11 protein-coding genes are annotated in these 13,244 nt (G+C 70.1%); 7 read left to right on the top strand and 4 right to left on the bottom strand.

Annotated features, from left to right (window positions below; genetic code table 11):
* Genes LC452_RS03190 through LC452_RS03180 form a run of 3 tightly spaced genes read right to left on the bottom strand, consistent with a single transcriptional unit; the run spans position 1 to position 1,449 of the window.
* Complete coding sequence (locus tag LC452_RS03190; RefSeq protein WP_223622574.1) at positions 1–444, bottom strand: YdeI/OmpD-associated family protein; 444 nt, start codon at positions 442–444, stop codon at positions 1–3.
* The gene (locus LC452_RS03185) at positions 441–911 is read right to left on the bottom strand and encodes an SRPBCC family protein (RefSeq protein ID WP_223622573.1); all 471 of its coding nucleotides are present in this window, start codon (positions 909–911) and stop codon (positions 441–443) included. Before LC452_RS03185 ends, LC452_RS03190 begins: the two co-directional genes overlap by 4 nt.
* A 1-nt stretch (position 912) precedes the next feature.
* Positions 913–1,449 carry a MarR family winged helix-turn-helix transcriptional regulator gene (locus LC452_RS03180; protein WP_223622572.1) on the bottom strand — a complete coding sequence of 179 codons (537 nt, stop codon included), beginning with the start codon at positions 1,447–1,449 and terminating at the stop codon, positions 913–915.
* A gap of 140 nt (positions 1,450–1,589) precedes the next feature.
* Here LC452_RS03180 and LC452_RS03175 point away from each other — a divergent pair, with 140 nt between their 5' ends.
* Genes LC452_RS03175 through LC452_RS03165 form a run of 3 tightly spaced genes read left to right on the top strand, consistent with a single transcriptional unit; the run spans position 1,590 to position 4,988 of the window.
* Positions 1,590–2,366, top strand: a complete 777-nt coding sequence (locus LC452_RS03175; RefSeq protein ID WP_223622571.1) for an electron transfer flavoprotein subunit beta/FixA family protein — start codon at positions 1,590–1,592, stop codon at positions 2,364–2,366.
* Between the two features lies 1 nt (position 2,367).
* Complete coding sequence (locus LC452_RS03170) at positions 2,368–3,339, top strand: electron transfer flavoprotein subunit alpha/FixB family protein (RefSeq protein ID WP_223622570.1); 972 nt, start codon at positions 2,368–2,370, stop codon at positions 3,337–3,339.
* A gap of 2 nt (positions 3,340–3,341) precedes the next feature.
* Positions 3,342–4,988 carry a cytochrome b/b6 domain-containing protein gene (locus LC452_RS03165; RefSeq protein WP_308116463.1) on the top strand — a complete coding sequence of 549 codons (1,647 nt, stop codon included), beginning with the start codon at positions 3,342–3,344 and terminating at the stop codon, positions 4,986–4,988.
* 28 nt (positions 4,989–5,016) lie between these two features.
* Here LC452_RS03165 and LC452_RS03160 read toward each other — a convergent pair whose 3' ends face one another.
* A complete protein-coding gene (locus LC452_RS03160; protein WP_223622569.1) occupies positions 5,017–5,523 on the bottom strand; it encodes a GNAT family N-acetyltransferase in 507 nt (168 codons plus the stop codon).
* A 130-nt stretch (positions 5,524–5,653) separates the two neighbouring features.
* On the opposite strand from LC452_RS03160, the gene LC452_RS03155 reads away from it, so the two are divergent.
* The 4 genes from LC452_RS03155 to LC452_RS03140 all read left to right on the top strand — a co-directional run bounded on the left by LC452_RS03155 (position 5,654) and on the right by LC452_RS03140 (position 13,185).
* The gene (locus LC452_RS03155) at positions 5,654–6,214 is read left to right on the top strand and encodes an acyl-CoA thioesterase (protein WP_223622568.1); all 561 of its coding nucleotides are present in this window, start codon (positions 5,654–5,656) and stop codon (positions 6,212–6,214) included.
* Between the two features lie 265 nt (positions 6,215–6,479).
* Positions 6,480–8,030 (top strand): Re/Si-specific NAD(P)(+) transhydrogenase subunit alpha, encoded by a 1,551-nt coding sequence (locus tag LC452_RS03150; RefSeq protein ID WP_223622567.1) that lies wholly within the window; start codon positions 6,480–6,482, stop codon positions 8,028–8,030.
* Positions 8,027–9,424 (top strand): Re/Si-specific NAD(P)(+) transhydrogenase subunit beta, encoded by a 1,398-nt coding sequence (pntB, locus tag LC452_RS03145; protein ID WP_223622566.1) that lies wholly within the window; start codon positions 8,027–8,029, stop codon positions 9,422–9,424. Before LC452_RS03150 ends, pntB begins: the two co-directional genes overlap by 4 nt.
* A 77-nt stretch (positions 9,425–9,501) precedes the next feature.
* On the top strand, positions 9,502–13,185 hold the full coding sequence (locus LC452_RS03140; RefSeq protein ID WP_223622565.1) for a proline dehydrogenase family protein: 3,684 nt from the start codon (positions 9,502–9,504) through the stop codon (positions 13,183–13,185).
* Positions 13,186–13,244 lie beyond the last annotated feature (59 nt).

Raw genomic sequence — 13,244 nt, 5'->3', positions numbered from 1 at the left:
TCAGCCGCGGAGGGCGTCGACGATCTTCGCGATCCGGCGCTCTCGCGTCGCCTCCTGCTTCGCGTCGGCCACGGTGCGGGCGTGCTCCTTGCGGGCCGAGTAGCTCAGCGCGTCGAACGCCGCGCGCAGCGCCGGGTCGGCATCCAGCGCCGCGGCGAGTTCCTCGGGAACGTCGACGGTGCGCTCGGCGGCATCCACCCGGATCACGGCGTCGACCTCCTGACCGATCTCGAGCCCGAGGTCGGCCCGCACCGCCTTGGTGAACCCGATCATGTTCTCGCTGCCCATGCGGGCCACGCGAAGGCGGGCGGTGCGGTCGCCGATCGTGACGGCGACGGGGAAGACCTTGCCGGCGCCGAAGGATGCGACCTGCTCATCACTGAGCAGGATCGCCGCGGCGGGGCCACGGCCGGTGAGGACGGTGTGCAGGCGCAGTTCGCTCATGCCGACAGATTACGCCCGCGGCCCTCGACCTCGGCAGCGAGAATCGTGTTCCGTTCGGCGATCAACCGGCGCATGTACTCGCGCATGAAGAGCGCGTCGACCAGTCGTCCGAGTGGCCCGAACGGCGAATGGAAGATCACCGTGTCGTGCATGAGCGTGCCGGCCGGATGCTCCTCGAACCGGTGCTCGTGCAGGAACGCTCCGAACGGGCCCTTGATCTGCCGATCCGCGAAGCCGTGCGGCGGATCGACGTCGAACACGATCGAACGCAACCGGAATCGGATGCCGAGATGGCGCGCGCGCCAGGTCACGGTCGACCCCTCGGTGAACACGCCGCCCTCGGGCGCCTCGATCATCGTCTCGCCGTACCGTGCCATGGACCGCAGGTGCAGTCCGGGGTCGAGCGCGACGGCGAAGACCTCGGACGGGGGAGCGGCGACCAGCGTCTCGAGCTCGAACAGGGCCACGTCAGAGTGCTTCGGGCTGCGGGCGCGGATCGGTGAAGTCGCCGGCGTCCTTGCGCATCCGCGCCACGATCGCGACGAGCTCGGCGGCATCGTCGCGGCTCAGGCCGGGTGCGGTGAAGACGTCGGCGTTGAGGGCGGTCGTCGCGCGCTCCACGAGGTCACGACCAGCGTCGGTGAGCGCGAGGAGCGCGGCGCGTCCGTCGTAGGGGTGCGGCTGGCGCACGATCAGTCCGTCCCGGACCAGGCGCTCGGCCGTGCTGGTGACCGTGGTCGCATGCACCTGGAGTCGGGCGACCACGCTCGACAGGGGGAGGCTTCCCGCACGGCTGAAGGCCAGCAGGCGCAGTACCTCGTAGCGCGCGAAGCTCAACGAGAACGGCTTGAGGGCGGCGTCGACGCGGGCGAGCAGCAGTTGCTGGGCGCGCATCACCGAGGTGACGACGGTCATGCCGTCGGCGGCATCCGTCCATCCGTGCGCGAGCCATTGCCGCTTCGCCTCGGCGAGCGGATCAACGGGAAGCGGACGGGGTTGGGCCACGCCTCTACGGTAGCGGTGAGAGGCGGAGGCGGCGGGACGGCGCGCGCCGCACGGGATCGCCCAGGCGCTGGTTCTCAGTCGCAGAGCGGTTGGGACTCGGTATCGCAGTCTAGAATTGCAGCAGTCGTGAGGAGCATTCGATGAAGATCTTCGTCCTGGTCAAAGAGGTGCCGGACACCTATGGCGATCGCAAGCTGAATCTCGAGACCGGACTCGCGGATCGCGCCGCCGGCGACGTGGTCCTCGACGAGATCACGGAGCGCGCTCTCGAGGTCGCTCTGAGCTATGCCGACAAGAACGATGGCACCGAGGTGGTCGCCCTCTCGATGGCTCCCGAGGGCTCCACGGCGTCGGTCCGACGGGCGCTCGCGATCGGTGCGGGCTCGGCGGTGCACGTCGCCGACGAGCAGCTCGCCGGCGCCGATCTCGGCCTCACGGCAGAGGTGCTCGCCGCAGCCATCCGCCGCGCGGCACCCGACCTGGTCATCACCGGCAACCTCTCGACCGACGGGTCGGGCGGAGTCATCCCGGCGATGCTCGCCGAGCACCTCGGCTTCGCGCAGGCGACCGCGTTGAGCTCCGTCGAGATCACCGCCGACGCCGTCTCCGGCACGCGGGCTGCGGATGCCGGTGGCCAGCCGGTCTCCGCCGCACTCCCTGCCGTGATCTCCATCACCGAGGCGCTGCCGGACGCGCGGTTCCCGAACTTCAAGGGCATCATGGCGGCGAAGAAGAAGCCGCTCGAAGTGCTCTCGCTCGCCGACCTCGACGTGTCGGCCGACCCCGCGGTCGCGCCGCGCACGATCATGACGACGGTGTCCGAGAAGCCGCCGCGCGCGGCGGGTGTGAAGATCACCGACGAAGGCGATGCCGCCGAGAAGCTCGTCGAGTACCTCGTGCAGAACAGGCTGGTGTGAGATGTCGTATCCCGAGAACCCCGTCCTCGTCCTCGTCGACGTCGATCCGTCCGGCGGTGCGGCGAGCAGCACGGCTGCCCTGATCGGCGCCGCCTCGACGATCGGATCGCCGGTGGCGCTGGTGGTCGGCGGCAGTCAGGAGGCCGTGGATGCCGCGGCCTCGGCCGGCGCGTCGGTCGTGCTCACGGCGGAAGCGGATGCCGCGGCGCTCACGATTCCCATCGTCGACGCGCTGCAGGCGGCTTTCGCGCAGGTGCAGCCGGATGCCGTGCTCATCTCGAACTCGATCGCCGGGCGCGATGTCGCCGGGCGCTTCGCCGTGCGGGCCCGCCTGGCTCTCGCCGTGGATGCGGTCGGTGTCTCGCGCGACGACGAGGGCATCGTCGCCCACCACTCCGTATACGGCGGTTCGTACCTCGTCGACGCGGCCGCGACGTTCGGCGCTCCCGTGATCACGGTGCGCCAGGGTGCGGTCGACGCCCGGGCCGAGGCCGTGGCGGCACCGACGGTCGAGGCACTGTCGGTGACGGCATCCGGAGCGGTCGCGGCGAAGGCCGGGCCGATCGAGGCGGTCGAGGTGGCGTCCTCGCGTCCGGAACTCCGCGGTGCGACCCGCGTGGTGTCGGGCGGGCGCGGTCTGGCATCGAAGGAGAAGTTCGTGCTCGTCGAGGAACTCGCCGACGTGCTCGGCGCAGCCGTGGGTGCATCGCGGGCAGCCGTGGATGCCGGCTACATCCCGCAGTCCCACCAGGTCGGGCAGACGGGTGTCTCGGTGTCGCCGCAGCTGTATGTCGCTCTCGGCATATCCGGGGCGATCCAGCACCGGGCCGGCATGCAGACGGCGAAGAACATCGTCGCGATCAACAAGGACGGCGAGGCGCCGATCTTCGATGTCGCCGACTTCGGCATCGTGGGTGACCTGTTCACGGTGGTGCCTCAGGTGATCGCCGCTCTCGAGGCCCGGAAGAAGTAGTCGTGGCGACACGGATGCTGCGGCGCGGACTCCCGCGCGTGCCCGGTGGTGAGGCATGGCCGCCGGCGGACGCTGCGGCGACCGTCGAAGACGTGGTGCCCACAGCCGATTCCGCACCGGTTCCCGACGTCGTGGCTGAGCCTGCGACCGTCGATCAGCCGACGCAGATGCCGGAGACGACTGCGACGGATGAGGCGCCCGCTGCACCGGCGGTCGTCGCCACGACAGCCGCCCCGTCCGGCATGCGCCGTGGTCTGCCGCGTGTGGCCGGGGGCGAGCCGTGGCCGCCGCCCGCCGGGGCGGGCGCCGGGAGCCCCGCCACAGCAGCCTCAGCCGTCGCCCCGGTTTCGGGGGCCGACACGCCAGATGTGACGGAGACCGCCACGTCGGGCGAAAGCCCCGCCGCCGCGTCCGTCGCGCCGTCCGTCGCCGCCACGACCGGGACCCCGGTTCGTCGCGGCCTGCCCCGCGTCACCGGCGCCGAGCCGTGGCCGCCCGCGGGGACGGTGCCGCGGGCCGACGCCTCCTCGACGAGCTCGGAGACCCCGGCCGGACAGGCGGCATCCGAGACCCCCGCGGCATCCGAGACTCCCGCGGCACCCGAGACGGACACGTCCGCGGCAGTCGCCGTCGCCACCGCTCCGGCCTCGACCTCGATCCTCTCCACCGACCTCGAGACTCCGCTGCCGTGGACTCGCACGGTGTGGAACGGTCGCGCGCCGCGGCATATGCCTGCCGCACCGGCATCCGCTCGTCGTCTGCCGACGTGGCCGCAGGCCATCGCGGGTCTGCTCGGAGCGGCGGCTCTGGGGATCGTGGCGGGTGCGGCGATCGCGTTCGTCCGCACGCTGCTGAGCTTCCCGTTCATGCAGGACTTCCTCGCTGCATTCCCCGGCGAGTACGAGCCGCCGATCGCGGTCGAGCCCGGCTTCGCGCCCTGGGTCAACTGGGCGCACTTCTTCAACATGTTCCTGATCGTGCTGATCATCCGCTCCGGATTGCGGGTGCGGTCCGAGAAGCGTCCCACCGTCTTCTGGACGCCGAGAAGGAACGCGAAGGGCAAGATCAGCCTGACGCTGTGGTTCCACCAGGCGCTCGATCTGCTGTGGATCATCAACGGCGTGATCTTCGTCGTGCTGCTGTTCGTCACCGGGCACTGGGCGCGGATCGTGCCGACGAGCTGGGAGGTCTTCCCGAACGCGCTGTCCGCGGCGCTGCAGTACGTCTCGTTCGACTGGCCGCATGAGAACGGCTGGAACAACTACAACAGCCTGCAGCAGCTCGCCTACTTCGTGACCGTGTTCATCGCGGCGCCGCTGGCCGTCGCGACCGGCTTCCGGATGTCGGGGCTGTGGCCGAAGAAGGCGGAGCGCCTGTCGAAGGCGTACCCGGTCGAGTGGGCCCGCGCGCTGCACTTCCCGATCATGCTGTACTTCGTGGCGTTCATCATCGCCCACGTCGCGCTCGTGATGCTGACCGGGTTCCTGCGCAACCTGAATCACATGTACGCATCGCAGGATGCCGTCACGTGGACCGGGTTCTGGGTCTTCATCGCATCGCTCGTCGTGCTGGCGATCGGGTGGTTCGCGGCTCGCCCGCTCGTGCTGGCACCGATCGCGAAGCTGTTCGGCAAGGTCTCCGGGCGCTGACAGGCCGGGCCTCCCCGAGCCGGGAACGTCAGCGGACGAAGCGGACTTCGGTCAGCGTCTCGCCGAGGAACGGCTCGGTGTGCGTCGCGCCATCGAGGGCGAAGCCGTTGCGCGTGTAGAACCGGTGCGCGCGGGGGTTGTCCTCGGCGACCCAGAGGTACAGGGGCTCGTCGGTCTCGACCGCGGCGTCGAACAGCTTCTGGCCGATTCCCGTGCCGTGCAGCGCGTCGAGCAGGTAGATGAAGTAGAGCTCGCGGAACGCCGGGGCATCCTTGTCGCGGGCGGGGCCGGAGCCGACGAAGCCGACGATCTCGCTGTCGACGAGTGCGGCGCTCATCTTGAACTCGGGGCCCTGCGAGGCCCAGTGCGTCCAGAGCTCGGCCATACGGCGGGGCGAGACCTTCTCGAGCGCAGCCTTGCTGATCAGGTGGTCGTAGGTCTCGTGCCAGCACTGCGCGTGCACACGACCGAGGGCTTCCGCATCCACATCACGGACCGGACGGACGATGACTTCGGGCTGGGCTTCGGCGCTCATGCCGCGACTCTACGCGCGGCATCCGAGATCAGGAAATCGAGCGGATGCCATGCACGACACGGGTCCGGCGGGTGGAGGATTCGCACAACGATGTTCGCGGATCGTTCGTCGAAGGCTACGATCGATCCTCGTGAATGTGATCTGGCGCACCCTGCTCGTGATCCTCCGCGCGCGGCGCCGCGTGCGGCGAGGAAAGACTCTCGACCCGACGGCGGTGGGGACCATCCGCCTGACCACCCTGCCGACCGACATCGACATCCTGCGGCACATGAACAACGGACGTTACCTGTCGCTGTTCGACCTCGGGCGCTGGGACCTGCTCATCCGCACCGGCCTGTTCGGAGCCATGAAGGATCAGGGCTGGTACGCGGTCGTCTCGAGCGAGACGATCACGTTCCGCAAGTCGCTGCAGCTCTGGCAGCGGTTCGAGGTGCAGTCGCGATTCATCGGCCACGACGAGAAGGCGCTGTTCATGGAGCACCGCGCCGTGGTCGACGGCGAGGTCTACGCGCGGGCCATCGTCCGGGCGCGGATGCTGCGCCGCGCGGGCGGCACCGTCAGCAACGAGGAGCTCTTCGCCGCGGTCGGCAAGCCCGACGGCGTGCCGGAGATCGATCCGTGGGTGCACGACTGGGCCGCGGCATCCGCTCTTCCCCCGGTTCGTGTGAAGGCGCCGAGCGTCTGGTCGTGATTCCGCAGCACCCCGTTCGCGTCCCGATCTGCTGACCCGGTCTCGATCTGCTGACGAATCGGCGGGGTTGCTCCGCGTATTGGGACAACGTCCGCAGATCGGGATGGGTTGGGTGCATACGGATTCCATAAGAAGTGGAATTCTTCTTCCGTCATGTGGCGGGAACGCTCCTCCGCCGCGTCCGCTCGTCAGTACTCTGGGCGGAACATACGGGCATCGCTGCCCGCGCAGACCCCGTCGACGCAGACGGGTGGAGGAGGAGCAAGTGGCAGTCATCGGCATCGTGCGGGAGCCTGCGGGCGAAGCACGGGTCTCGGCCACCCCGGCGACGATCGCGTCGCTGAGGAAGCTGGGCCACACGATCAACGTGGAGCGGGGAGCGGGTTCGTCCGCGTCCTACCCCGACGCGGAGTACGAAGCGGCGGGAGCGACCCTCGTCGACCGCGCCGGCGCGTGGGGGAGCGAGGTCGTCCTCGCGATCACCGCACCGGACGCCGTGGAGATCGCGCTCCTCGCCGACGGCGCCACGCTCATCGCGCTGCTGTCGCCGGCTCTCCGACCTGAGCTCGTCGAGTCGCTCGCGCAGCGGCGCATCACGGCCCTCGCGCTCGACGCGGTGCCGCGCATCTCGCGCGCCCAGTCGATGGACGTGCTGAGTTCCATGGCCAACATCGCCGGCTACCGCGCGGTCGTCGAGGCGGCGCACGAGTTCGGACGCTTCTTCACCGGCCAGGTGACCGCCGCGGGCAAGGTGCCGCCGGCGAAGGTCCTCGTCGCAGGAGCGGGTGTGGCGGGTCTCGCCGCGATCGGTGCGGCATCCAGCCTGGGCGCGATCGTCCGCGCCACCGATCCCCGTCCCGAGGTCGCCGACCAGGTGTCGTCGATCGGCGGCACGTATCTCGCGGTCGACGTCGCGGTCGCGGCATCCGCCGACGGCTACGCCAAGGCGACGAGCGAGGACTACGACCGTCGCGCTGCGGAGATCTACACCGAGCAGGCCGCCGACGTCGACATCATCATCACGACCGCCCTCATCCCGGGCCGTGCGGCTCCGCGTCTGATCACGGCATCCGACGTCGCCCGCATGAAGCCGGGCAGCGTCATCGTCGACATGGCCGCGGGCCAGGGCGGCAACGTCGAGGGATCGGTCGCGGGGGAGCGCATCGTGACCGGCAACGGCGTGATCATCCTCGGCTACACCGACCTCGCCTCGCGCCTCGCGGCGCAGGCGTCGCAGCTCTACGGCACGAACCTCGCCAACCTCGTCGCCCTCCTGACACCCGGGAAGGATGGACAGCTGGTCATCGACTTCGACGACGTCGTGCAGCGCTCGGTCACCGTCGTCCGCGACGGTTCCGTCACGTGGCCGCCGCCGGCCGTGCAGGTCGCCGCCGCCCCCGCGAAGGCGGTCGAGGCACCGGCCGAGATCGCGAAGCCTGCGACTATGTCGGTCGGCCGTCGTGTCGCGCTCATCGTGGTCGGCATCGCCGCACTGTTCGCCGTGAACGCGTTCGCACCCGCCCCGCTGCCTCAGCACTTCACGGTGCTCGTGCTCTCGGTCGTGATCGGCTTCTACGTGATCGGGAAGGTGCACCACGCGCTGCACACCCCGCTGATGTCGGTGACCAACGCGATCTCGGGCGTGATCGTGGTCGGCGCCATGCTGCAGATCACCTCCTCGATCCCGGTGGTGCAGGTGCTCGCCGCGATCGCCGTGCTGCTGGCATCCATCAACATCTTCGGAGGGTTCGCGGTCACCCGTCGGATGCTCGCCATGTTCACACTCGGGAATTCCGCGAAGGGCGGCCGCAAGTGACCGTCGACGCCCTCGCGGGAGCGGCCTACATCGTCGCTGCCCTGCTGTTCATCCTGAGCCTCGCCGGGCTCAGCCGCCACGAGTCCGCCCGCTCCGGCGTGATCTACGGCATCTCCGGCATGACGATCGCCCTCGTCGCGACCGTCGCCCTCACCGTGGCGGATGCCTGGACCACGGGCGCCCTCCTCGGGCTCGGCCTGCTCGTGGCGGCGGTCGTCATCGGTGCGGCGATCGGGCTGTGGCGGGCGCGTTCCGTCGAGATGACGGGGATGCCGGAGCTCATCGCGCTGCTGCACAGCTTCGTGGGTCTCGCGGCCGTGCTCGTCGGATGGAACGGCTATCTCGCGCACCCGGAGATCGCGGCCGAGCTCGTCGGCATCCACAACGCCGAGGTGTTCATCGGCATCTTCATCGGCGGCGTGACCTTCACCGGGTCGATCGTCGCGTACCTGAAGCTGTCGGCGAAGATCTCGTCGAAGCCGCTGATGCTGCCCGGGAAGAACGCGTTGAACATCGGCGCGCTCGTCGCGTTCGTGGTGCTGACGGTCTGGTTCGTGAACGACCAGCAGCTCGGTCTGCTGATCGGGGTCACGGTTCTGGCCTTCGCGCTGGGCTGGCACCTGGTCGCCTCGATCGGCGGCGGCGACATGCCGGTCGTCGTGTCGATGCTCAACAGCTACTCGGGGTGGGCGGCGGCCGCGGCCGGCTTCCTGCTCAACAACGACCTGCTGATCGTCACGGGCGCGCTCGTCGGCTCGTCGGGTGCGTACCTCTCCTATGTCATGTGCAAGGCGATGAACCGCTCGTTCCTGTCGGTGATCGCGGGAGGGTTCGGCATCGCCGCGCCGACGGCGACGGATGCCGAATACGGCGAGCACCACGAGATCACCGCTGAGAGCGCGGCCGAGATGCTCACCGCGGCGCGGACCGTCGTGATCACCCCCGGCTACGGCATGGCCGTCGCGCAGGCCCAGTACCCCGTCGCCGACCTCGTGCGCCGCCTGCGCGAGAGGGGCGTGGACGTGCGGTTCGGCATCCATCCCGTCGCCGGCCGCCTCCCCGGTCACATGAACGTGCTGCTCGCCGAGGCGAAGGTGCCGTACGACATCGTGCTCAGCATGGACGAGATCAACGACGACCTGGCCTCGACCTCGGTCGTGTTGGTGATCGGCGCCAACGACACCGTGAACCCGGCCGCCGCCGAGGATCCGTCGAGCCCGATCGCCGGGATGCCGGTGCTGAAGGTGTGGGAGGCCGAGAACGTCATCGTGTTCAAGCGGTCGATGGCCGCGGGATACGCCGGTGTGCAGAACCCCCTCTTCTTCCGCGACAACGCGTCGATGCTGTTCGGTGACGCGAAGCAGAAGGTGGAGGACATCATCGCGGCACTGTGACGCGGCGGCGGGCGCGCTCGGTCCTCGACCGGGTGGCGTCCGCGGCCCGGCAGGGATCGCGACCTAATGTGGAGACCATGGCAGAGTCGTCGTCATCCTCCGCGGATGCCGTGGCATCCGCTCCCCTCGCGGATCGTGCCGTCGAGCTCGCGCGCCGCTGGGTGACCGAAGCCGCGGCGGCCGAGGTCGACCCCGCTGCGGAGCGGCTCGCCGGCGTGCTGCAGGACGCGAACGGGCTGCCCTTCACGCTCGGGTTCGTCGACGGCGTCATGCGCCCGGAGAGCCTGTCGGCCGCGGCATCCCAGCTGCATCGGATCGCGCCGATCGTGCCCGAGTTCCTGCCCTGGTATCTGCGTTCGGCCGTGCGCCTCGGCGGCGGGATGGCGCAGGTGCTGCCGTCGCCGGTCGTGCCGATCGCCCGACGCGTGCTGCGCGACATGGTCGGACACCTCGTCGTCGACGCCCGTCCGGCCAAGCTCGGCCTGGCCCTGGAGAAGATCCGCAACCCCGCGACGAACGGCGGCACGCAGACGCGGGTGAACCTGAACCTGCTCGGCGAAGCAGTCCTCGGCGAGGCCGAGGCGAAGCGGCGGCTCGACGGCATCCACGAACTCATCCGCCGCCCCGACGTCGACTACGTCTCGGTGAAGGTCTCGGCGATCATCAGCCACATCTCGATGTGGGCGTTCGACGAGATCGTCGACGCCGTCGTCGAACGGCTCATGCCCCTGTACCTGACCGCGGCGGCCGACAGCACCTTCATCAACCTCGACATGGAGGAGTACCGCGACCTCGACCTCACGATCGCGGTCTACACGCGCATCCTCGAGGACCCGCGCCTGAAGGATCTCGAAGCGGGCATCGTGCTGCAGGCCTACCTGCCCGACGCGCTGCCCGCCCTGCAGGAGCTCACCGCGTGGGCGCAGGACCGCGTCGCACACGGCGGGGCGCCGATCAAGGTGCGTCTCGTGAAGGGTGCGAATCTCGCCATGGAGCACGTCGAGGCGCAGCTGCACGGCTGGACCCCGGCGACGTACGACACGAAGCTCGACACCGACGCGAACTACCTCCGCTGCCTCGACTGGGCGCTCGACCCCGAGCGCGCCGCCGCCGTCAGGCTCGGCATCGCCGGCCACAACCTGTTCGGCATCGCGTACGCGTGGCTGCTGGCCGGCGAACGCGGCGTGCGCGATTCCGTCGAGTTCGAGATGCTGCTGGGCATGGCGCAGGGCCAGGTGCAGGCCGTCTCCCGCGAGGTCGGTGCCGTGCTGCTCTACGTGCCGGTCGTGGAGCCCGCGGAGTTCGACGTGGCGATCAGCTACCTGGTGCGCCGGCTCGAGGAGAACGCGTCCGCCGACAACTTCCTCTCCGCGGCCTTCCGGCTCGACGAGGACGAGAGTCTGTTCGTCCGCGAGCAGGACCGCTTCCTCGATGCCCTCGACCGGTCGACGGACCCGACCCTCCGCATCGGCCCCCGCCGCACGCAGGACCGGCTCGCACCCGTGCACGAGTCGGTGCGCCCGACTCTCACGACTCCCGCTCCCGAGACGGATCTCACCAAGGCCGTGCTCGGGATCTCGCGCGGCTCGGACGACAGCGACAGCGGGGCATTCCTCGAGACCGCCGTGTACTCCTCTCGCGAAGTGGCGGAGGGTGCCGGTGGCGCACCCGGCTTCTCGAACACGGCCGACACCGACCCCGCGCTCCCGGCCAACCGCGACTGGGCGCGCGCCGTGCGCGACAGCATCCCCGGTTCCACCGTCGGCGGCACCACTCTCGACGCGGCGAGGATCGACGATCCCGATGCCCTCGAGCAGACCGTGCGTCGTGTGCACGATGCCGCACCCGCATGGGGCTCCCGTCCCGCCGCCGAGCGCGCCGAGGTGCTGTTCCGGGCGGCCGCTGCCCTCGAGTCGCGACGCGGGGAGCTGATCGAGGTCGCGGCATCCGAGACCGGCAAGGTCTTCTCCGAGGCCGACGTCGAGGTCAGTGAAGCCGTCGACTTCGCCCGCTACTACGCGGCGAAGGCCCGCGAGCTCGACGCGATCGCGGGAGCCTCCTTCGTGCCCGCACGCGTCACGGTCGTGACACCGCCGTGGAACTTCCCCCTCGCGATCCCCGCCGGGGGAGTGCTCGCGGCCCTCGCCGCCGGCTCCGGCGTGGTTTTCAAGCCCGCGCCGCAGGCGCGACGGTGCGCGGCCGTCATCGCCGAGGCGCTCTGGCAGGCCGGCATCCCGCGCGACGTGCTCGTTCTGGTCGACATCGAAGAGGGCGACCTCGGTCGGCAGCTCATCACGCACGACGCGGTCGATCGGGTGATCCTCACCGGGGCGTGGGACACGGCGGCGCTGTTCCGCTCGTGGCGGCCCGATCTGCCTCTGCTGGCCGAGACCAGCGGCAAGAACGCGATGATCATCACTCCGTCGGCCGATCTCGATCTCGCCGTCGGCGACCTCGTCAAGAGCGCCTTCGGCCACGCGGGGCAGAAATGCTCGGCGGCGTCGCTCGCGATCCTGGTCGGCCCGGTCGGACGCTCCCCGCGCTTCGCCCGGCAACTGGCGGATGCCGTGCGATCCCTGCACGTCGGCTGGCCGACCGATCCCCTCGCCGAGGTCGGACCGGTGATCGAGAAGCCGCAGGGCAAGCTCGCCTGGGCGCTGACCGAACTCGAGCGCGACGAGCAGTGGCTCATCGAACCCGCGCTCGCCCCCGGCGATGACGGCAGCGGACGGCTCTGGCGCCCCGGCATCCGGGTCGGGGTGCAGCCGGGTTCGCGCTTCCACACCGAGGAGTTCTTCGGCCCCGTGCTCGGCATCATGCACGCCCCGACGCTCGAGAGGGCCATCGAGCTGCAGAACGCCGTCGCGTACGGCCTGACGGCCGGCCTGCACACGCAGGATCCGGACGATCTCGCGCAGTGGCTCGAGCGCGTGCAGGCGGGCAACCTCTACGTCAACAGGGGGATCACCGGCGCGATCGTGCAGCGGCAGCCCTTCGGCGGATGGAAGCGCTCGTCGGTCGGCCCCGGCGCGAAGGCCGGCGGTCCGAACTACCTGATCGGGCTGGGTTCCTGGCGATCGAGGCCGGGGGGCCCGGCATCCAGCACGCTGCACCTGAGGGGACTCGACTCCCGCATCACCGCGCTCATCGAGTCCGCGCAACCCGCGCTCGCGTACGAGGAGTTCGAGTGGTTGCGGCGAGCCGCGCTGTCGGACGCCCTCGCCTGGGATCGTGAGTTCGGCCAGGTGCGGGACGTGTCGCGGCTCGGCATCGAACGCAACCTCTTCCGCTACCGGCCGGTGCCCGTCGAGATCCGCGCAACCGGAGATGCCGCCCTGCAGGACCTGCTGCGCGTGGTGATCGCGGGAGTGCGCTCGGGCGCGCGCTTCGTCCTCTCGACGCCGATCGGGCTGCCGGCCGAGGTCCGCCACGCGCTCGGAGAGCTGGACGCCGTCGTGTTCCTCGAGACCGACGACGAATGGACCGAGCGGATGCTGCGCCACGAGGAACCCGCGGAGGGCGACCGCCGTGCGCCGGCGGGGAGGAACCGCGTGCGGCTCGTCGGAGGGCGCGAGGCCGTCGCCGCCACGCACACGGCCCTCGCCACGGCATCCGGCGGGGATCCCGACCTCGCGGTCTACGACGGAGAGGTCACGGCCGCCGCGCGCATCGAGCTGCTCCCCTTCGTGCACGAGCAGTCCATCAGCATCACCGCCCACCGCTACGGCAACATCGACGGGCGGTTCGGCGACGTGATCTGATCATGTAAAAGATTCTTGACACAGGCGGATGCCGCGGCGTACTGTCGTGTCAAGAATCT

Source organism: Microbacterium sp. EST19A (assembly GCF_019969685.1).
In the GTDB taxonomy this organism is placed as follows: Bacteria; Actinomycetota; Actinomycetes; order Actinomycetales; family Microbacteriaceae; genus Microbacterium.
This window is presented reverse-complemented; position numbering and strand designations above follow the sequence as displayed.

Coding starts and splice junctions, on each gene's coding strand:
- LC452_RS03190 (WP_223622574.1), bottom strand. CDS start 444: ATGAGCGAACTGCGCCTGCACACCGTCCTCACCGGCCGTGGCCCCGCC.
- LC452_RS03175 (WP_223622571.1), top strand. CDS start 1,590: ATGAAGATCTTCGTCCTGGTCAAAGAGGTGCCGGACACCTATGGCGAT.
- LC452_RS03170 (WP_223622570.1), top strand. CDS start 2,368: ATGTCGTATCCCGAGAACCCCGTCCTCGTCCTCGTCGACGTCGATCCG.
- LC452_RS03160 (WP_223622569.1), bottom strand. CDS start 5,523: ATGAGCGCCGAAGCCCAGCCCGAAGTCATCGTCCGTCCGGTCCGTGAT.
- LC452_RS03140 (WP_223622565.1), top strand. CDS start 9,502: ATGGCAGAGTCGTCGTCATCCTCCGCGGATGCCGTGGCATCCGCTCCC.